Raw genomic sequence first — 20,714 nt, 5'->3', positions numbered from 1 at the left:
CAATGCGGTATAAACGATCCGCTAACTTTACCAATGCCCCGAATATTCAGCAAGTCGAAGGACTGGTGCCAGTTATAAAAATAGCAAAAAACGACTATTTTTCGGTTTTTTGTTAGCAACGAGGCAAAAAAATAACTTTTCTGTAACAGACGCTAACCAGCCGCAGCGTCACTCAAATACTTCGCGCCAATGGATGACTCTGTCGTTGCCGCGAAAAAGACCAAATGAAACGTTAGCACTGGGAAAATCATCGCTGTCGATATCGCCATCATCATCCCAGTCATCATTGAGAAACTCTGACCAAAACGCATCTGTTGCATCTTCTACCAGCGACACGCGCACTGTCCCTGTGTTCCCTTCACCAGGTGCATTTAGCAGCAAATCGTTTGCATCAGACTGACCACCGTTGAGCAATCCTGTGGCAAATGGCGCGCCCACCAAGTCACTGATATCAGGTGTACCAACAGGCTGCAGTTCAACCTGCCCGGCAGCACTTGCGTAATTGATCGGCGTCAGGTCATCCAGGCTATTACGGCGCCACTCTCCCTGCTCAAAATATTCTGCCATGATAGGTACATAGAGTGTTTCTGTCTCTGGGCCGTAGGTATTGAGTAATGTAAGTCGTCCATAACGAAGCGAATTGCCAATGATGTTGTCAATAGTAAACGTCTCGCAACCATCAGGATAATTACTTTGCCAACATACGCCATCACCATCAGTTAAGAATGCGCTAGTGAATAGCATATCTATACTGCCATTAAATGGCTCGACGGGGCCATAAGGTTCACTTTCAGTGTTGATCTTGTCATAGCGGAACTGGGCATTATTGATCTGCAGTAAAGCCTGTCCGTCATATACATCAACACCGCTAAGCAGAGGGGCGTCGCCCGCACTGACAACCGTTGCCGTCCCAGCATAGCCTGAACTGTCCATATAATTTATCTGGCTTTCTACATCGGTTTGATCAGGCAGCAGCTGCCATAGCGCATCGGCGTAATTGTTAGTGGTCTGTTCACGGGCGTTTTTCGCGGTGATCTGCAAAACCGGCTCTGCGCCTGAAACAAAACCAAACGTCTGACCAACGTACGTAAACGGGCCATGAGCATCACCCAACTCTGCGGTGTCGACCTGAATGATGTCAAAGTAGGCGGGACGGAACTGGCCGAGGTTTACTGGATTGACTGTTAATTCATTACCTAGATAATTATTGTCTTTCAATCCAAGTGTGGCTGCCCCTACTTCAGTGTAATATGCCTCACTATATTGGTATCTACCGTTGCTGAAATTCATCGGTACAACATCGCTAAAAGCATTATTTAGCTGGCTGGTAATTGAGTCATTTGCCGAATAAAAGAGCTCTCCTTCTACACCATCTGGTGCCGGGAGTGTGCGTTGTAGAGAAAGCTGTAATTGCCCGGGCTGATAGCCTGGCATCAAATTCCCCAGAGCACCCAGAACGAATACCCTTAATGTGAACGGATCGCCAGCAATATGCTTTGGCGTTGTAAGCCCACTGGCAAACATAAGTATTCGATATGGAATGACATCAACCACGCTTTGTCCAGACGTAAAGGTCGCGCCATCAATTTCTGCAGATGCCCTAAGCGCCAGTCTCCCCACATCGGGATAGCTGTAATCAGACAAAGTTGCCTGGCCAGATGCGTCGAACTCAAGAGTGACAGTACCGTCACTGTATCCGGTACCATCGCCATTTACAGGAATATCGGCGAAAGGCACACGACACATATCGGGGGAATAGCTGTCAGACGTTGGGGAGATGCAGTCGTATCCCAGTGACACCTCTTGCGTGCCCTGAACAAGAGCCGCACACACGCCGTTATCATCCCGTACCGCTTTAATGCCAATACTGGCAAGCGGCGTTTCTGCAATCTGGTCCGCCAGCGTTGATGTGCCGGTTGTGGCGTTGAAGAATGCCAGCCCGGCATCAACAAATTCGATATCACAGCTAGGCTCACAGACTAGCGGAGCGACAGGCACGGCATCTGGCATACTGATGGTGTAGGTACCGGGATCCCGAATTGTCAGTGATACCGCCGTCTCACCAATAAACGAGATGTTTATGGCTCCCCAGTCGGGTGGCTCCAGGATAACATTCGCAGGAATCGGTAACACGGCACTGCAGGCTTCGTCGGCGCACGCCGTTAACTGCATATTTTCGGCTTCGCATGTTAGCCCCTGACCATCATGCACCAATCGATAATATGCTGGAACCTCTGCTGCCTCTTCACACGCCCCGGCAAAATTAGCGGCGTCGACTGCGTCCGCATCATACGCAATCGAAGAGTTTTGTTGCATTGTCAATGATGGCGTCGCAACGCCGCCTGTAACCGCCGCATTCTGACTCACGGTAATACTGGTTTGCGCATACAGGAAGCCCTTAAATTCTGCTCCTTGAAGCAAGGTTATTTCACCGTAGCTAACAATTAGCGATTGTTCAGCACTTCCATTTAAATTAATTTCAGAACCAGGACCTATAACTGCATTTTGCGTAAACAGGGTAATGACCCCATCACCCAAGACGTTTACTGTAGCGTTACTTTCAACTCTGAATTGTTCAACCCAATATATTCCTGGCACTAGGTTAAGCGTAGAGTTGCTATTGACAGTAATGGAACGATAAAGACCTCCTGTAAGCGTTGCACTGCTGTTACTTGGAACCACTTCAGTCACATTGGCAGGCGAGGTTTGAAATGGTGCTAAAGTTAAAGGTTCAGATGTGTCACCAGTTGACACACAAAACTGAGCATCGCAGCTAGGGCCGTTATTTTTGGTATCGTCAATAATTGTTTCAAAGTCAATCAGGCCGTCACTTCCGATAAGCTGTCCTTTATTGGCAAATGTGACTGAACCGGTCTCACTAAATGAGGACGCTGCGTCCGGGAATACCACACTGCATTCCACCGCCAGTAATGACGTAGAAACCAGTGACAATAATGAAATCACCGTTTTTCTCACTTCACTGCTCCTGCTGCACGGCATCGGCCGCCACTGTTCTACTGACAATAACACTACCTGCTGCGCAATATCCGGTACTGGACAGCCGCACATACTGGCGAGTCTGGCCCGCAACCAGCAGCTCAGTTGTGCTGCAGCGCGCTTCATACTGACAGTTTTGCAACCCATCTATTTGCGAAAAGGCTGCATCACTGGTGATGGTGCCATTACAGACCGTTGGACTACCACCAACCGGAAAACTGCCTGCCAGGAGTTGCTGTAGCCCGCTATTTGCCGCATTAAAGGCGCGCTGACCCGTGACCTCGTAAATCACTGATTGGGAAGATGCTGATAACAGCCGCACCATTGTCACCCCAAGCAGCGCACCGACGATGAGCACAAATAAAGAAATCACCAGTAAGCTACCCCGTTGTCTGAGTGGGCCTTTCACATTATGGCACATTGGGAATATGTACCTCATTGTTGAATGTGATTAGCTCTCCACCACGCGCAAATCGTAATCGCAAATGCGCAACTGCATTACGGGTCAACGTTGCGTCATAAACGCGAAATGGATCGTCACTGACTGCGGATTGTGACCTTGGATTGGCGGACAGCGTATTAACCAGATTTTCCGCCATGAGTACGCCACCCGAGGTATATAAGGTTTGATTTTGCGTAATGACGCCCTCGTGACGATAGATTGCATTATTACGTGCACAGTATGACACCGCTGTGCTGGCGATATACACCCGTGATGCCGGTGAGCGTTGAGTAAAAGGCCCCTCAACACTGAGCTGTACGATGCCGTCTGCATCATCCTGAGTGACACAGTCACCGTCTCCGTCATCGGTACAGGCCGTAATCTCCTGTTGTCTGCCAAGACTGGCGTCGTAGACATCCTGATTGCGGGTTGGATAAATAAATGCGGTCATTCCAGTTGGCCCGCTAAACGCATTCCCATCAATATCAAACAACTCTACGACATTAATTTCGCCGTCATCAGCGCTTCTGGTCGGCAGCGAGGTGTAAAACGTGCTCCATTGGATGGGCACAAATTCAACACAGTGTGCGTCACTATTGCCGGTAACCCGTAAGCTAGCGGGCAGCGCAGCGCGAATTTCACGATTTAATCGCTCAACGACAAAACGACTGTCGCCAAGCAGTTGCTCGCGTTCTGAGACGTCCAGATAAGCTTGCGTGGTATTGCGCAGAAACGTCCCGACGCCAATCGAAATAGCGCCAAGCAGGGCAATGACAGTTACAAGCTCAATAAGGGTGAAGCCAGCACGGTAGTGCAACATCAGAAGTTGCTCCTGAGGCGCGAAAAAGCGAGGCGTTCGCCACCCGGCGTAGTGATAGTGACGGAAATTAACTTTGTATTGCCGACATAGGTGCCGCTATCCAGCGTGCCATCACCGTCGGTGTCGTCGTCATTAACACCATCGACGTTGTCATCGTAGAACACGCTGACCTGTGCGGTAAATCCGGCATACAGGCTCACGCCCTCAGCACTTAGTTGGTTACCCAGGGTATTAAGAATGGCTGCGCCTGATTGATTCAGCCCGTGATAGTCATCAACATCGTCGAAAATATCCCGACTTTCGCCCGCGTCAGGCCCCAGTGATGCACTCGGCGTGCAGTCTGTACCTTCATTACAGCGCGTCATGCCGCCGCCCCGATTGGAAGCTTCATCGAACGACTTGGCACTGATTTCATTCATCAGCGACTGCGCAAGTTCAGCTGCCCTTACCTGCCAGATAGGGTCAACACCTCGCCTGACCTGCGGTGCAATAAGTGTCGTCACGGTCAGCAATACGATACTGAATAACACCAGTCCAACGACGATTTCGATAAGGGTAAATCCACGTCTAACATGCATGGATGTAACCCTGTGACTCTACGCACACCGTCGCGGTCAATTCATTGCTAATGGTAATGCGACAGCCTGATGCGCACGCCCCTTCGTCAGTGAAAGGCCGGCCAAGTGTGTCGAACCCGATCAGTGTTTGGTTAGTATTTCCGCCATTGATAATATCTAGGGTAATATCATCGCCCGTCATTTCATCGCTGTCGGTGCGCAGATATTCAGGGCCGCTAAAATCTATTGAGGTCGCGCAGGTTGCCGCAGCATTGCCAGGTGCATAGTCTACGCTCGGCGGTCCAAATGCAGGATTGCCGCTGGCACTGGGAATGAAATTAATCTGAAAACAATAGCTGGGACGACTATCCTGCATCGCGCGCTGTTGCATAGCCCGTAATGCGGACACGGCGCGGACCTGATAAGCATATTCAGCAAATCCCGCTGTGCCTAAAAAGCGACTGGCGGCAAACACCGCCAATGCGCCTAATAGTGCAAGTACCACAACCACCTCAATTAGGGTGAAACCTCTAGCATTTAATGGTTGTGACAAATGCACGACTAATAACAATAGGTATCTTTAACAGCCGCCGGTGACAACACTGATAGTAGGAGAAGTCGTACTACTCGTTGCATTGGTGTAAAGCACATGACAACTTGCTCCGTCAGCTGCGGTTACAGTGAAATCAGGTGTCGACCCACTAGGAGAAATCCCAAAAGTGTTTCCACCCGGGACTGCAGCAGTCGCATCGTCAGGTGGATCACCCGCACCAGCACCTGCCGTAACGGTAAAATCAGTTAGCTCCACCCACTCTGCAATGTTTGCTGTGTTATTTGCATCTGGATAGCCAAAAACAGTGGCAACTGTATTTCCATTAAGTGTAATGCTACCCGTTGGACTGGCCTGGCTTCCTGCAATGGCTGATTTTGCATAAACCAGTTGAGAGCCACCTTGAAGTGCACTTTTAACGCCTTCAAGAGTTGACGAGGTTGCATCAGATTGCAGATCGATAAATCTTGGTGCGGCGGTGACCGCCAAAATCCCCAGGATAACGATCACGATGATCAGTTCGATAAGGGTGAAACCACGTTGTTGCATGTTACTTTCCTCAATATATAAAGATGGATTATCCATAAATTTTTATAGCGCCTTTATCCCTTAATTCGCCATGTTTGGCAACTGCCTTAATTATTACTGAATACTATTACCTGCCCAATCCGCGGATCATAGATAAATCCGTTGCCGACGGTGTTGTTGGTGGGTTCTTCACTAATGTTCTTTATTGTCTGTGTCAGGTAGTAGTAGCACAGATCGTTTCCGCCAGAGCCGGTTCCTTCACTGGCATTAGTAAAGTAGCGAAAATTCTCAAATGGTCGGTTTGACCAGTCAGACGTGATGGTTGGCGCGCTTTGCATGATCAGATTGAAAATGCTCTCGCAATCCACGTCAATCACCGCGTTGTCTTCACTGCTGGTATCGCTGTTAAGTTGACCCGTCGGGTAACCGGTGTCCTTGTCTACCCCTACCTGAATCCCTTCGATAGTGACGAAGCTCAGATTGGTGTCTGCGTTTTGCTGCGGACGCCCTTCAATCTCCCATTGCGCTCTGACCAGACCGACACCGGTCGCAAATCCACCCGCAACGCCCTCTACGGTCGCGTCTTCAGCATCCTCAGTGACATCAAGAAAGCGTGGGATTGCGGTCGCGGCAAGAAGCCCGAGTATCACCACTACAATAACCAGTTCAATCAGCGTAAAACCTGACTGGCGTTGTCCACTTGCTTTATTCATCACTCTCTCCTGACTAATCATTGTATAAGCCCTGACGTCTGACCGTCATAGACTCGGTAATCAAAATGCACACCTTGTGACAAACGGTAGCGGCACACGGCATCGCTTGGTCTATCGCCAATTTCTTCACCGGGGTAGTACTCCGCAATCACTTTAAACCCTTCTACACTGAGCGGTGTGTTCAAAATAGTTTGCCAAAATTTCCCACAGCCATCGCTGTCGTGAGGGAACCAGGGAAAGCCTGCTCTTATCGACTTACCCTCTGTTGCCATTTCTATCGGCACTCGATCTGTCTCGACACCGCTGCGATCATAAAAGATCAGAATGATACGGTCTGGCCTGCCCTCAGCCTGCCATTGATAGTGCGCTCTGGTCACTGCCCGGGACATTTCCTCTTCCATAGTCTCCATGACCGCAATAGCAATATCTGGCTCGTGTTTACCGAAGTGGCGCACAAACAGGGACATGAGGATCACAAATATGACCACAATGACGATATTAATAAACAGCGTTCTGGACACCTGACTCGACTCTCCTGCCATACTTAACGCCGCCCCGTATAAGCGCCCATCATATCCCACATTGGTGTGAATATGCCGAGGGCCAGAACGGCAACCATGACCGCCACGACGGAAATCAAAATAGGTTCGATTTTAGCGGTCAGGCTTTTCAGGTCATAATCAACTTCCCGCTCATAAAATTCTGCCGCTTCCTGCAGCATCTCATCGATTTGTCCGGTCTCCTCACCGACATTGATCATTTGCATCACCAGCGGGGTAAACATGCCACTACTTTGCGCAACGCGGCTCAAACTTTCTCCACGCTCAATATTGCGTCGCATGGTGATAATTAAATCAGCCATGTAGGCATTATCAACGGCTTCTGCAGTGAGGTTCAGCCCGGTTGTCAGTGGTACGCCTGCATTAAGCATCATGGAAAATGAGCGGGCAAAACGACCAAGCAATGAACGCTCGAAAATACTGCCAACAATAGGCAGTTTGATTTTCCTGCGATCCCAGAAGTAACGCCCTTTTGGCGTCTGTAGATAGCGCCGCAATACGATGATAGCCACCGTTACGATTGCCAACATATGCGGCCAGTACTGAATAAATGCGTCTGACATGCCCAACAAGAATCGGGTCGCCAGAGGCAGCTCTGCGCCAAACTTATCGAACATCGAGGCGAAAATTGGGATCACCATGACATTCATGATGACCATGGCAATGACCAATGCGATAACCACAAAGGTTGGATATCGAGTGGCCGTTTTTATCTGTTTACGGGTTTCCTGCTCGCGTTCCAGATATTCAGAAAGTTGCAAGAAGGCCTGATCCAGGCGACCGGTATTTTCACCAACATGCACGATGGCAACAAACAGCTGACTGAAAATATCAGCGTGAATATTCAGTGCGGTAGACAGGGTTCTGCCGCGCTCAAGCTGCTCGGCAACATCATACAATGCCACTTTCATTCGCGGTGAGTTGGTTGTATCCGCCAGACCATTAACAGCACGCAAAATAGGAATACCTGATTTAGTCAGGCTGTACATCTGGCGCGCAAAAATCACCAGATCATCCAGCTTGACTTTTGGGGTGTACCACTTAATTTCCTGCGCCCGAGTCGAACTTTGCGCAACGCTTGCCTGCGCAATATTGATGGGTATCACATTACGCGCTTTTAACTGCCGAGCGGCGGCTGAGGCATCAAGCGCGTCAATAGTGCCGGTGGTCAGCTGGCCGGTGGCATCACGGCCGGTGTAATCAAACATCGCCATAATCTACGGCTCCGTCTGCTTCATTTTCACTTTGCCCGGTTGCAACGGGGACGCGACGCTCCTCGGCGACCATTTCTATCAGTTTAAGTACTTCATCAAGGGTCGTGATACCCATTTTTGCGTAGGTCAATGCCACATGAGAGAGTGGCTGATAGCCAATGCTGCGTTTCGCTGCTTCTGCGAAGGCAACGGTATCGCTTTGCTTAAGCGCATTCATCATGGCATCGGTCATTTCCAATAATTCAAACACACCGACCCGTCCACGATAGCCGGTCTGATTGCACTTCTGACAGCCTCTGCCTTTTTTGAAATTGATTGTTGCGGCCTTTTCATCAAGGTGCTGTAACCAGAATAGCTCGTCAGCATCAGGCTCATCATCAATGACGCAGTTCTCGCAAATCTTACGCACCAGACGCTGGGCGACGATGGCGCGCAGCGCACTGGCAACCAAATAGCCCGGCGCGCCCATATCTAACAAGCGTATTGCACTTGAGATGGCGTCATTGGTGTGCAGCGTTGAAAGGACGAGGTGACCTGTCAATGCGCCTCGCAGGCCAATTTCGACGGTTTCATGGTCACGCATCTCACCTACCATGATGATGTCTGGGTCTTGTCGCAATGTGGTGCGCAGTACATGGGAAAAGGTCAAATCAATGCGGTTGTTGATTTGCACCTGATTGATCCTTGGCAGTCGATACTCGACCGGATCTTCTACAGTGATAATTTTTGATTCAGGTTTATTCAACTCACTCAACGCACCATACAAGGTGGTGGTTTTACCTGAGCCGGTTGGTCCGGTGACCAGAATCATCCCGTGCGGGCGATGCAGCAAGTTCCGAAAGCGACTTAGCATGGCGGTAGGCATGCCAGTTTGTTCCAGCGTTAACACACCTGCAGATTGGTCGAGCAAACGCATCACCACCGACTCACCGTGCTGCACAGGCATAGTAGATACCCTGATGTCGACGCTATGCCCCTTGATGCGCATGTGCGTTCGGCCATCCTGCGGTAAACGTTTTTCAGAGATATCCAGTCCTGACATGAGTTTCAGGCGCAGTACCAGCGCCGAGGCAATATTTTTTTCCTGGATGACGTTTTCCTGAAGCACGCCGTCCACACGCTGTCTGATCCGCAGCGCATTCTCATCCGGTTCAATATGAATGTCGGACGCTTTGGTCTGCACCGCATCTTCAAAGATTGATTGCAACAGACGGGCGACGGCGGTGTCTTGCTCATTTTCAAGCCCGCCTAGCAGCTCAAAGTCCTGATCCTGCTGATATTCCTCAGCTAATTCTTGCGCAAACGACGCAATATCTTCTGTTCGGCGATAGAAGTTGTCATAGGCACTGAACAGCTGACTTTCACTGACAACGGCCAGTTCCATCGGTTTAGGTAACAGCTCTGTCAGGCTATCCACGGCCGCGAGGTCGGCGGGATCACTCATCCCTACTAGCAGTGACTCGCCTTTATCATCCAGTACCAACGCGCGATAGCGTCGTGCCTGCACTTCAGGAAGTAACTTAACGGCCTGTTGATTAATACGATAATGATCAATATCGATAAGCGGCACGTTCAGATGCTGCGACAAAATCGTCAGCAATTGCTGTTCAGATACCAGACCCATGTTAATCACAGTCGCACCCAGCTTGCGTCCGGTTTTGCGCTGCTCTGTTAACGCTTGCTGGAGCTGCTCATCGGTTATTGCACCTTGCTGCACAAGCAGGTCACCGAGTCGCACACGCATTTTCACGTTCATGATGCGTTCTCCAATTCGCTGAGCCTCTGATCGATAAAATTAAGCACTGAGACATCTAATTGGGCGTGCTGACGGTTGACCTGTTTGGCACGTACGTACGACTCATATGCTTCGGCGAACCGCTGCTGACGCTCCAGACTGACAGCCAGTCCAAGCCACCAGCGCGCCTGCTGTTTGTCAGTTTGCAATAACAGGGTAAAGTCTTTCTGTGCTTGCTCATCCTGACCAAGACGTTCAGCCAGTCCGGCCCGCAAATTGATATAGTCTGGGTAAAGCTCAGCGCTAACCTGCTGGGCAAGCAATACTTGCAACGCTGTTTCCGACTCACCTTGATTGGCGTGTAAGCGAGCTAGCATAAGTCGTATATCAGCCGCCTGTGGCTGTTGCTCAAGCCCGTCCCTTAAAAGCTGTTCCGTGCGAGACGAATTATTTAATGCAAAGTGTAATGACGCCAGGCGCTTACGCAGGACAAGATTTTCGGGCTCACGTTTTAACAGTGACTCAAGGGCCGCGACCGCCGCAGGCTTATTATTTTCGGCCAGTGCTTTTTCCGCCTGCTGACGCAGTGATACTGCGGCGTCGGGCGCCTGCGGCTGGCGCTTGACCTGCATCAGGCCTTCACTTTCTTCTTCACTCTGAATAGGTTGAGACGACGTATTTTTTTGCTGATCTTCCTGCTCAGGCTTTACGTTAGCCACAGGCTCATCCGTTTCAACATCATCAGCGGCGACGTCGACTGGGCGTTCTTGTGTAACAGTCACTGTGGCTTGTTTTTCAGTCTTATCATCGGCAGCAGCAGTGACTTGCTTTTGCATCGCTTTCGGCTTTAAGGGTACTGCATTGACCTCGGTACTTGACGCCTTGTCTGCCGTTGCGGTGGGGGGCTGGGTTTGCAATGGCCAGTACATTGCCAGCAATGCAGCAATAATAACTGCTGCCAGCAATGCCCAAACCCACACTCGCAATGAACGACGTACGGGCGGCTGATAATCAGCGTTAACGGGTTGCTCATCGGCCTTTCTCTGCTCAAGGTCGTTGAGCATCTTATTCACCACGCTCATACTGCCCACCTTGGGTAAAAATAGACCATCGCCACAAATGCCACACACAGGACCAGCAAACTGCTCCATGCTAGCCAGTAGGTCTGCCCCGGTGACGATGCCGCTTCGGTGTCCTTGGCGGCAAGCATAATATAGCGCCGCGACAGACTTGTTTGACCTTCTCCATAAGCAAGCATCAAGACCTTGTGACACAACACATTGACGATCCTCGGCGTGCCCTTGCTGGCTTTAAATAACGCTTTACACAGTGGCTTGGTAAACAGCTCCGGGCCAGTGTAGCCGGCTACGTGCAGCCGATGTCTGACGTACTGATAGAGCTGATCAGCATCCATCAATCGCAGCGCATAAGAGAATGTAATGCGCTGTTTTAACTGTCTGAGCTCAGGCAAAGCAAGTTTGTCATCCAATTCCGGCTGACCAAATAACACCACCTGAAGCAACTTATTTGATTCAGTCTCAAGATTCGTGATCAGGCGTAAGGCCTCGATGCTTTCAACAGGTAGCGCCTGTGCTTCGTCGATAATAAGCACCACTGCTTTGCGCTGCTTATGGATATCGATGAGACGCTGTTGAATACGTTGCGTAAATTCCTGAGGGTCAGCCTGCTCAGTCAGTTCAACCCCTAGTTCACTCGCCACCGCGCGACGCAGTTCAGGCGGTGATAAGTATGGGTTTGGTATGTAGGCAGTGTGAAAATGCTGCGGCAATTCATTAAGTAATTTCCGGCATATCAATGTTTTGCCCGTGCCGACTTCGCCCGTTACTTTTATAAAGCCTTCTCCGGTTTTCAACGCCGTAATTAACACGTTCAGGGCTTCTTTATGGCTCGGCAAGCCAAAGAAGTAACTGGTGTTAGGTGTTAATGTGAACGGCAGCTCTTTAAGCCCGAAGTGATACAGGTACATAACTATTCCACGTACAGCCAGTCTGCCATCTGTTGCTGGGAACGCTGAATTTGTTCACGCCATGTATTGGGACCGACGACTGTCGGTTTGAGCAAAATAATCAGCTCTTTTTTAGTCTCTTTCTCGCGGCGATTCTTGAACAAGTTACCCAGCAAAGGAATGTCACCGAGTAGCGGTGTCTTTGAGTCAGTCTCTGAGATAATCGACTGCATTAAGCCGCCAATGACCACGATTTCGCCGGATTGAGCGCGAATAATCGTGTCGGATTCACGAATAGTGCTTTGCGCAAGTGGCAGAACGATCTGCTCCTGATTCAGCACCACGACTTTTTCCTGTTCCTCAGTTTCGATAACCGAGGGATGGACGTGCAGCAATACACTGCCCTGCTTATCAATTTGCGGCGTGACGTCCAGCGCAATGCCTGAGAAAAACGGCGTTAGCTCAATGTCGGGTACCACCGATGTGGTTGTTGAGGTGATAGTATTCTGACTGCTGACGTCGGTCACGAAGTACTCATCGTCACCCACTTTTATTACGGCCTTTTGGTTGTTTGTCGCCGTCACTCGCGGACTGGAAAGTACCTGCACATTGCCCTGTGTCGACAGCAATGACAACACACCGCTAAAATCCTGATTAATGAACGACAGCGTAGTCAGGCCGCCTAGTGAAGAGGTAATATCGTTACCCAACAAACCGGCACTAGTTGAAAATTCAAAGTCTGTACTACCAGAGTTTGCCAGTACCTGATTCCAGTTGATCCCCTGTTGAAACTCATCATTTAACACTACTTCAAGGATACGCGCTTCAAGCACCACCTGGCGTTGCACAATCTCTTCCGATACCTGCAGAAAATCCCGCACTGCCCGGATTTCATCAGGCATGGCCCGAACCGTTACAAGACCTGCCTGAGGCGTAACAAATACGCTGCGACCATCGCCGCCACCGACCATGGATTGCAACGTCTGCTGCAACTCCTTCCAGAAGTCAGTTTCTGAACGCGTACTAAGACGGGTACCATTAATGTTGTTGCTGTTCATCCCGCCGCCCAGATTATTGCCGTTCTGTGCGTTGCCACTGAAGTTGTTGAAATTACCGTTATTGTTACCGCGATTACCATTCTCTGCTTGCGATACACCGCCAGAAATAATACTGGTCTGGGTCTGACCATCACGCTGCATTAATAAATAATTCACAGCAAAGGTTTCGGTGCGCATGCCTGAGGGCAGGACGCGATAAATGGTGCGACGCTGTTCAATTTCAAACCCGTAAAGATCAGCGACCAGATCAAACACCTCGGGCAGCGTAACCTGTTTGAGATCGAGAGAGATTTTGCCATTCACTTCAGGATGAATCGCAACGCTGTAAGGCGTATCTTTCACCAGACCAGCAAAGAAGCTGGCAGCGGAGACATCTTTGGCCAACACATCAAAGCGTTCCTCGCCTTGCAATTCATCACCCGACGATGCATTCACCGGGGCCATCAGCGCTTCTGAAACAGCATCAGGAAGTGCTTGTAAAGTGGTTGGCTGCTTCGCCGCTGCGCGTTCTTCCTGGGTCAACAGGTCATGTTTCAGTGCTGTCTCAACATGGCTTGGTTGCGTACTTTGGCAGCCTGTCAACAGAATGACGGCGCCTACCAACAGAGCACTATTAGTAAGTTTCGGTAGCATGTTTTTTAATATCACTTTGCTTATCCAATACAATTCTTCGCGTCATTTCCACGCCGTCAATCACGTTGCTTATCTCAATTCCGGTTTTATCAATGTTAGTGATTATCATGCCGCCCAGCGCGTCGCCTACGCCATATGTCTGGTCGTTAATGATCGCGTACTGACTATCCTGTTTGACCACAATGGCCTGCAGATTAAGCCTGTAAAAACCGTTTTGACCGCCGCCGACATTCGACATATTTAGCTTATCGCTTAGCGGGCGCGTGGGATCTGTCACCATTGCCTGCTGTGCCATCACGGCACCGCATCCAAGCACCGCAATCAGCAAGCCAACTATCCTACACACCAATAAATGCTTCATTGGTACTCACCGTAAATATCTCCAACCTGACTTGTGCGTTCGGGTATTGACTCACCGTGTAGTCAAACTCCCGCCACTGAAACTGCCAGGGTAAATTTTCCAGCTCAGTCAGATACTGCCTGATGGCACCATATGGTCCCTCCAACGACAGTGCTACCCCGTGCCTGAACAACAGCGTTTCCTTGTCTTTCTGTTGCTCCGACAATGTAATAGCCTGAGGGGCGATAGAACGCATTTCAAGCAGCGTGACACCGTCATTTTTGGCCAGCAAATTTTTCAATAACTCAGGCATCTGACGGGCGGGCACCAGTTGCTGTAACTTTTCGCCTAACAGGTTATCGGCTTCTTCGAGCATTTGCTTCACGCGCGTGATCCGCGCGTTGACACTTTGATTAGGATCTTCAGCCAATTGAAGTTTTAACGCCTGTTCCTGCGTGGCCAGACTCTGTAATTGAACACTCGCTGTCGATAGCCGCTGTTTGACTTGAGCATGTCCTTGCATCGTTGGCTCAATAAGCAACACATAAAGTGCGATGACGAACAATATTGCGCCGCCCACCAACACCATTAAGCGCTCGCGCATGGACAAAGCAAGAAATGACTGATTAATTTTCTGCCATCTATTCACTTGTTTTCCCCTTACGCTGGCTCGAGGGGTTGGACGTCAACGTGAAATGAAGCCCGTTGTCATCACGAAATAAGCTCACTGCGCTGAATTCAGCACCTGTAAAATAGGGAGCATCGGCAAGTCCGCCCAGCCACTGGGGCAACACACTGGGGTCGCTTACCTTCCCCTCAAATTGCAGTGCCTGACCGGTAGCCGCAATCCGCGTCAGCGCCACCTGTTGGTGATGAAAGGTTGCCAGATCAGCCATTAAGCTGGCAAAGCCGCGTTGATTAGCAAATTGGCCATCGTTTAATAGCATTAGCAGCCGCTGTCGGTCATCATATTCAATCTGCAGTGATTCAAGCTGTTCAATCAGGACTGGGTCCTGTCCCCGATTTGCCAGCGCCTGTTTGAGTGAATCCAGATATAACGTCTGTGTTTGTATCTTCTGCTGTGTAGAAGACAGTTGCTGACTATCGCGAATGGCAACTCTTTGCAGACCAGCAAATACGACCAGCAAGACTACAACGCAAAGCCCCCATACCGCCAACGTACTACTGACAGTAACCAACTCAAGCTGCGGATGAAGGGGAGTTTGGTATAAGTTGATTCTGTTTTTCATGACGCAGCACTCCGGGTCAGAGCCGCGCCCAGGCTGATAAAGCTTGCTGCATCTGCATTTAAGTCCTGTGCATGGGTGATGCTTAACGATAATGGTTCAACCGGGATCAACACCAGCTGCTGGATTTGTTTAGCTAGCGCTTCTGTCACCGGCGAATCAACCGCAATCAGAATACGCTTTACGGGGGCTTGGCGCAGCTGACTGTCAAAATAATCCATAGAGCGCTGCACCTGCACGCAAAGTGAATCGACGACTCCCATTTGCAGCTCACTCTCGCTGAAGCTGGCCAGATTTTCAAAGCCTTTCAAACGACGGGAAAAATACAGGTTGCCCTGTTTAACAATATTCAGACAGATTTCCTGTCCAGGCTCTTGCACAAGTGTGATGATTGCCTCATCGGAAACAGGCAGCAGCTCACATATTGCCAGCTCTTCAATGCCAATTGATTGCAGGTCCAACTCGCAATCGAGAATATCTTTAGCCAACTGTGTCAGTTGTTCCTGGGGCATCGCCACCACATTCACTTTGTCCGCACCAGCAACCTGACATGGCGGATCAAAATAGTCGATGAATTGTGCTTTGTCTGTTTGGATAATGTCCTGAATTGACCAGCTCAGTGCTTGCGATATTTCGGCTGCTTCAACCTGCGGGCGATCGACCTGAAGCAGTTGATACCAGTCAATCGAGTAAACAACATGACAGGGGGTGCCTTGGGCACCAATTTGCTTAATCCATTGCGCCAGTTTGACTGGCCAATTCTGTTGACCAAAGGTCTGCTGATGCGACCATGTAGCAGTGTCGTTTTCACCTTTAAACGCAGACACGTGTACCGCCTCAGCGGTGAATCCTAAACCGATAGAAGAAAATGGTGATGATGCTGTCAGCTTTCGTTTTAAGTATTGTCGCCAACCAATTCGCATTGCCGCGTATCACATTGCAAAGTATTACTGCAATTACAGCAAAGATTGTGACAAAGTGCTAGCGCATACTGCAGCCTAGTAAAGAATAAAAAGCCCACTGACTTTCAAATACATAGAGCAGTTGAGGCTTTTTGCTACGAGCCTTGAACGGAATCGCTTTTTCTTTCGTATTGTATAACGGCTAACGTAGGCTATAGCTTCGCTTGTTGGCTTGGATGAGTTTTCGATTATTTACAGGTGTCAGATTGCTTCATTTTTCGAGAAAAAAAGGTGCAGCCGCATACTTTGCGCTATTCACGACGTTTGTCTGCGGCTCAAGCCTGGGACAGACAAAAGACGCTGATATTGAGCGCATTACGACAACCGCGACACGGGTTGCAAGCGATGTTTTCTCGTTGCCTGTATCAGTTTCTATCGTCAGTGAAAGTCAGCTAAACCAACTTTCTTCTACTCACATCCAGGAAACGTTAAGCACGATCGCTGGTGCTAACTTTCACCGCGGCAATGGACAGGAGTATTTGCCCGCGCTGCGCTCTCAGGTGCTGAGCGGCGCAGGCGCCTGTGGCGGATTATTAACTCTTGAAGATGGTATCCCTCTTCGTGCAGCCGGATTTTGTAATATCAATGAGCTGTTCGAAGCTCACACTGAGTTGGCCGAGCGTATCGATGTATTAAAGGGCCCCGGCAGCGCCTTTTACGGTTCAAATGCGATTCATGGCGTCGTTAATGTCATCACGCGAAATGCTATCGACAATGGTGAGTGGGGTAGTCTCGAACTCGGTTCATTCGGCTACAAGCGTGCCAAACTGAGCGCCGGCGCAGAAACCAAACAGGGTGGTATTGGCATGAATGTCAGCATCACTCGCGACAGTGGATACCGCGATGATGAAAGCGTCATGCAAGAAAAAGTGAATCTGCATTCTCGCTTTGAAACAGATGACTTGCGTGTGAGCAACGGGCTGACGTATACCAATCTTGACCAGAAAACGGCTGCCTACATCACCGGCTTCGAGGCGTATAAAGACGACGATATCGCTCAGCAGAATTTTGACCCCGAGGCCTATCGTAAAGCACGTTCACTGCGGGCATGGTCACGCTGGGATTGGGCGATTTCATCGCAATCCTCATTGACCTTCACACCCTATTTGCGTGTGCAGTCGATGGACTTTCGCATGCATTTTCTGCCGGGCGATCCCTATGAACAAAATGAACAGGACAGCGTAGGACTATTGACCGCGTGGCGACATGTGCTCAACGACTCACTTAGCATCACCGTAGGTGCAGACACAGAAGTTACCGACGGCGCACTGCGCCAGTTTCAACCCAATCCAACGTCCGGTTCTGCCTTTTTGCAGGCAACGGTTCCGCAAGGTCTCCATTATGACTATCAGGTGGATGCCACCATGCTCTCACCCTATGCCCATGTTGAATGGCAACAAGAAAGCTGGCTTTTCAGCGTTGGACTGCGATATGAAAAAATGCGCTATGAGTATGACAATCTTATGCTCGACGGACGTAGTCGTGAAGATGGCAGTCAGTGTGGTTTTGGAGGATGCAGATACAGTCGTCCAGGCGATCGCACTGACAGCTTTTCGAACCTGTCACCTAAACTTGGGGTGAGCTATGCGGTTAGCGAAAGTGTGCGGATTTACGGCAATGCATCGCGTGGTTTCAGAGCCCCCCAGGCTACAGAACTGTATCGCTTGCAGCGAGACCAGCAGGTTGCTGATCTATCTTCCGTGCGGGCAGACAACCTTGAGGTTGGCGTTAAATATCTGACTGTCGACTCAGCTGCAAATGTGTCGCTATATCGCATGGAGAAGGATAATTTTATCTTTCGCGACAGCAACTTTTTTAATGTCAGTAATGGACACTCTTTACACAGCGGTATTGAGCTGGAGAGCTGGCAGCGTTTATCAGAAAATTGGCAGCTAACCGTTGCCGCAACCTATGCCATACACACGTACCATTACGATGAACTGCTTGATGGCATCAATATCAATGGTAACGAAATGGATTCTGCACCCCGCTGGTTTGGCACTGTTCAACTAAGCTGGGCACCTTCTGATGCCACTCGCGTCGCTCTACAGTGGCAACACATGGGCAAGTACTACACTGATGCCGAAAACCTTCATCAGTATGACGGTCACGACTTACTTAATGTGTATATCAACTACACCCTGCAGAAGAACATAATGCTGAGACTGCGCATGACTAACCTGACCGATGAGGACTATGCAGAGCGAGCCGATTTCACAGTATTCAGCGGTGACCGTTACTTCCCTGGCAGACCTCGCCAGATATTCGCAGGTATTGAATACAGTTTTTAAAAAAACAGCCCCGCATTAGGCGGGGCTGAAATGCATTCAGTTCAAACGCGTTTTAGCTCAGAACGGGATGTCATCATCAAAATCAAAGTCTGGCTCTGACATTGGTGCAGGCTTGTTCTGATTACCCTGCTGAGGTGCACTTTGTGGAGGCTGCTGATACTGCTGATTGCCGTATCCCTGTCCGCCACCCTGTGGTGCACCCTGCGGGGCTCCCTGTTGACGAGGCTGGCCCTGATAGCCGCCATCATTTTGCGCACGTCCGCCAAGCATTTGCATTTGATCTGCAATGATCTCGGTCGTGTAGCGATCCTGACCATTCTGATCCTGCCACTTGCGGGTTTGCAGTTTACCTTCGATGTAAATCTGAGAGCCTTTTTTCAGGTATTCACCGGCCACTTCTGCCAAACGACGATACATGGTGACACGGTGCCATTCAGTGCGCTCTTGCAGCTGACCTTGCTGATCTTTCCAACTCTCACTGGTAGCCAGGCTGAGGTTTGCCACCGCGTTACCGTTTGGCATGTATCGGACTTCAGGGTCATTACCCAAATTACCAACCAGGATTACTTTATTTACGCCTCTACTTGCCATACTTATTCCTCTACTGTCTTTTCTGCGGCGGTATTTTTCACTATCGTTCTGGCCCGCTGAATATCAAAATCTTGCCCGTGTACTTTTAAATATACAACGCCCACCTGCGGGTCGACTGCGACCTCGGCAACACCTGCCAGGCCTGACAACTCGTCATGCAGCACAGTCGTTTGTTTACGATTGTGCACCTCAGTGAACTGAATAGTATACCGCTTTAACACATCACTGGCATCCACTCGTTTCACTACCCCTGTCCACATCAGACATAAGCCTATCATCACAATAAGGGTCGCATCCGGCGAAAACAAGCTGGTCAAAAGGCCAGACAATACACCTCCAGCGAAGGCGCCAAAAAATTGAAAACTGGCATACAGCCCCATCGCCGAACCTTTTCTTCCTGCTGGAGCAATATTAGACACTAACGCCGGAAAGTTTGCCTCCAGGTAGTTAAATCCAGTAAAAAATACCGCGCAACATACGATAATAACTGGCAGTGACTGCGGCCCAACAGCTAATCCTGCCATTGCCAGCGCAAGCAACAAGACTGCAACAATAATGACATTACTTATACTGGATTTTTTGGCTACCCGCATCAGCACAGCCATACCAATGATGGATGCAATCAACACCGGTAGATAAATAATCCAATGCAGCTCAACCTGAAGATCGTTAGCCAATAGCTTTGCAGGTACTGTGACGAAAAAAACCGTAATCAGCATATGCAGAAAAAGTACGCTTACATTTAGTCGCATCAACACAGGATTGCGTAGCATTTGCTTCACATCGGCCAGTCTTGGCAATGTATCACCGCTGGGCGCTGTCGCTGTTGGTGTAGGCACAACTAGTGCCACGATGGGAATGCAACACAGTGCCAGCACTGCTGTAGTTAAAAAGATAGCGCTTAAGCCGCCGAACTGACCTATCGGCGGCCCTACGAGTAGCGACAAATAGAATGAAAAACCAATAGCAATACCTATCACCGCCATGACTTTGGGACGCTGCTGTTCACGACTCACGTCTGCTGCCAGCGCCATAATCGCTCCAGCGATCGCGCCTGCTCCCTGCATAATCCGGCCCAGCACCAGTGTCCACATACTGTCTGCCAACGCGGCGATGATACTGCCAAGAGCAAAAATGGCTAACCCGATAACAATCACAGGCTTTCTGCCGAGCGAATCAGACCACATGCCCATGGGAATTTGTAACAGCGCCTGAGTCAATCCGTAGCCACCAATTGCCAGCCCCACCAGCATCGCTGAATAGTCAGGGTAATCTGCGGCATAGATAGCCAGGACCGGCATGACCATAAACAGGCCAAGCATGCGCAATACATAGACCATCGCAAGCGATGCAGCAGCACGGATTTCTAAAGCGTTCAAGGGCAGCTTTACTCGCACGTCCAGGAGGTTAAACAGGGCCGCGAAGTGTAGCATATTTCAGCGTTATACCAAGGTCTGGTAAATGTGATCCCTGCAGATTCAGAGACGTAACTGTTGCATCATTTTTTCGC

The 20,714-nt window shown here is 49.8% G+C and carries 20 protein-coding genes; 1 reads left to right on the top strand and 19 read right to left on the bottom strand.

The features are described from left to right. Nucleotides 1–168: 168 nt before the first annotated feature. Genes G441_RS0112350 through G441_RS0112270 form a run of 17 tightly spaced genes read right to left on the bottom strand, consistent with a single transcriptional unit; the run spans nt 169 to nt 16,187 of the window. Nucleotides 169–2,976, bottom strand: coding sequence for a DUF6701 domain-containing protein (locus G441_RS0112350; protein ID WP_034475045.1), 2,808 nt, complete (start codon nt 2,974–2,976; stop codon nt 169–171). Between the two features lies 1 nt (nt 2,977). Beyond that, a complete protein-coding gene (locus G441_RS0112345; RefSeq protein WP_240485133.1) occupies nt 2,978–3,406 on the bottom strand; it encodes a type II secretory pathway protein in 429 nt (142 codons plus the stop codon). Nucleotide 3,407: 1 nt separating this feature from the next. Beyond that, on the bottom strand, nt 3,408–4,259 hold the full coding sequence (locus G441_RS0112340; protein WP_034475041.1) for a PulJ/GspJ family protein: 852 nt from the start codon (nt 4,257–4,259) through the stop codon (nt 3,408–3,410). Next, nucleotides 4,259–4,837, bottom strand: coding sequence for a type IV pilus modification PilV family protein (locus tag G441_RS0112335; RefSeq protein ID WP_026376635.1), 579 nt, complete (start codon nt 4,835–4,837; stop codon nt 4,259–4,261). The genes G441_RS0112340 and G441_RS0112335 overlap by 1 nt, the downstream gene beginning before the upstream one ends. Further along, complete coding sequence (locus G441_RS0112330) at nt 4,827–5,375, bottom strand: prepilin-type N-terminal cleavage/methylation domain-containing protein (protein WP_026376634.1); 549 nt, start codon at nt 5,373–5,375, stop codon at nt 4,827–4,829. Before G441_RS0112330 ends, G441_RS0112335 begins: the two co-directional genes overlap by 11 nt. 21 nt (nt 5,376–5,396) lie before the next feature. Then, entirely contained in the window at nt 5,397–5,951 is a 555-nt protein-coding gene (locus G441_RS0112325) for a prepilin-type N-terminal cleavage/methylation domain-containing protein (RefSeq protein ID WP_205622182.1), read from the bottom strand. Between the two features lie 50 nt (nt 5,952–6,001). Beyond that, entirely contained in the window at nt 6,002–6,607 is a 606-nt protein-coding gene (locus G441_RS0112320) for a type IV pilin protein (protein ID WP_026376632.1), read from the bottom strand. A 17-nt stretch (nt 6,608–6,624) separates the two neighbouring features. Continuing rightward, a complete protein-coding gene (locus G441_RS0112315) occupies nt 6,625–7,149 on the bottom strand; it encodes a hypothetical protein (protein ID WP_026376631.1) in 525 nt (174 codons plus the stop codon). A gap of 2 nt (nt 7,150–7,151) precedes the next feature. After that, nucleotides 7,152–8,381 (bottom strand): type II secretion system F family protein, encoded by a 1,230-nt coding sequence (locus tag G441_RS0112310; RefSeq protein WP_026376630.1) that lies wholly within the window; start codon nt 8,379–8,381, stop codon nt 7,152–7,154. Further along, a complete protein-coding gene (locus tag G441_RS18620) occupies nt 8,368–10,137 on the bottom strand; it encodes a GspE/PulE family protein (RefSeq protein ID WP_084407363.1) in 1,770 nt (589 codons plus the stop codon). Before G441_RS18620 ends, G441_RS0112310 begins: the two co-directional genes overlap by 14 nt. Then, on the bottom strand, nt 10,134–11,198 hold the full coding sequence (locus G441_RS0112300) for a tetratricopeptide repeat protein (RefSeq protein WP_026376629.1): 1,065 nt from the start codon (nt 11,196–11,198) through the stop codon (nt 10,134–10,136). Before G441_RS0112300 ends, G441_RS18620 begins: the two co-directional genes overlap by 4 nt. Next, nucleotides 11,195–12,103 carry an ExeA family protein gene (locus G441_RS0112295; RefSeq protein ID WP_026376628.1) on the bottom strand — a complete coding sequence of 303 codons (909 nt, stop codon included), beginning with the start codon at nt 12,101–12,103 and terminating at the stop codon, nt 11,195–11,197. Before G441_RS0112295 ends, G441_RS0112300 begins: the two co-directional genes overlap by 4 nt. 2 nt (nt 12,104–12,105) lie before the next feature. Further along, nucleotides 12,106–13,773, bottom strand: coding sequence for a pilus (MSHA type) biogenesis protein MshL (gene mshL, locus G441_RS0112290; RefSeq protein WP_026376627.1), 1,668 nt, complete (start codon nt 13,771–13,773; stop codon nt 12,106–12,108). Continuing rightward, complete coding sequence (locus tag G441_RS0112285) at nt 13,754–14,119, bottom strand: hypothetical protein (protein WP_156896368.1); 366 nt, start codon at nt 14,117–14,119, stop codon at nt 13,754–13,756. Before G441_RS0112285 ends, mshL begins: the two co-directional genes overlap by 20 nt. Beyond that, on the bottom strand, nt 14,112–14,762 hold the full coding sequence (gene gspM / locus G441_RS0112280) for a type II secretion system protein GspM (RefSeq protein ID WP_026376625.1): 651 nt from the start codon (nt 14,760–14,762) through the stop codon (nt 14,112–14,114). Before gspM ends, G441_RS0112285 begins: the two co-directional genes overlap by 8 nt. Further along, nucleotides 14,755–15,363, bottom strand: coding sequence for a hypothetical protein (locus tag G441_RS0112275; protein WP_026376624.1), 609 nt, complete (start codon nt 15,361–15,363; stop codon nt 14,755–14,757). The genes gspM and G441_RS0112275 overlap by 8 nt, the downstream gene beginning before the upstream one ends. Next, nucleotides 15,360–16,187: a type IV pilus biogenesis protein PilM gene (locus tag G441_RS0112270; protein ID WP_156896367.1), complete on the bottom strand. Its 828-nt coding sequence runs from the start codon at nt 16,185–16,187 to the stop codon at nt 15,360–15,362. The genes G441_RS0112275 and G441_RS0112270 overlap by 4 nt, the downstream gene beginning before the upstream one ends. Nucleotides 16,188–16,528: 341 nt before the next feature. Here G441_RS0112270 and G441_RS0112265 point away from each other — a divergent pair, with 341 nt between their 5' ends. Further along, on the top strand, nt 16,529–18,613 hold the full coding sequence (locus G441_RS0112265; RefSeq protein ID WP_034475087.1) for a TonB-dependent receptor family protein: 2,085 nt from the start codon (nt 16,529–16,531) through the stop codon (nt 18,611–18,613). Between the two features lie 57 nt (nt 18,614–18,670). Here G441_RS0112265 and ssb read toward each other — a convergent pair whose 3' ends face one another. Together ssb and G441_RS0112255 are read right to left on the bottom strand one after the other, a co-directional pair. Beyond that, nucleotides 18,671–19,204 carry a single-stranded DNA-binding protein gene (gene ssb / locus G441_RS0112260; protein ID WP_026376621.1) on the bottom strand — a complete coding sequence of 178 codons (534 nt, stop codon included), beginning with the start codon at nt 19,202–19,204 and terminating at the stop codon, nt 18,671–18,673. A gap of 2 nt (nt 19,205–19,206) precedes the next feature. Then, nucleotides 19,207–20,583 (bottom strand): MFS transporter, encoded by a 1,377-nt coding sequence (locus tag G441_RS0112255; protein ID WP_026376620.1) that lies wholly within the window; start codon nt 20,581–20,583, stop codon nt 19,207–19,209. Nucleotides 20,584–20,714: the final 131 nt, after the last annotated feature.

Source organism: Aestuariibacter salexigens DSM 15300 (assembly GCF_000429145.1).
Lineage (GTDB): Bacteria > Pseudomonadota > Gammaproteobacteria > Enterobacterales > Alteromonadaceae > Aestuariibacter > Aestuariibacter salexigens.
Note: the sequence above shows the minus strand (reverse complement) of the source record. Positions and strands in the feature narration are given on the sequence as shown.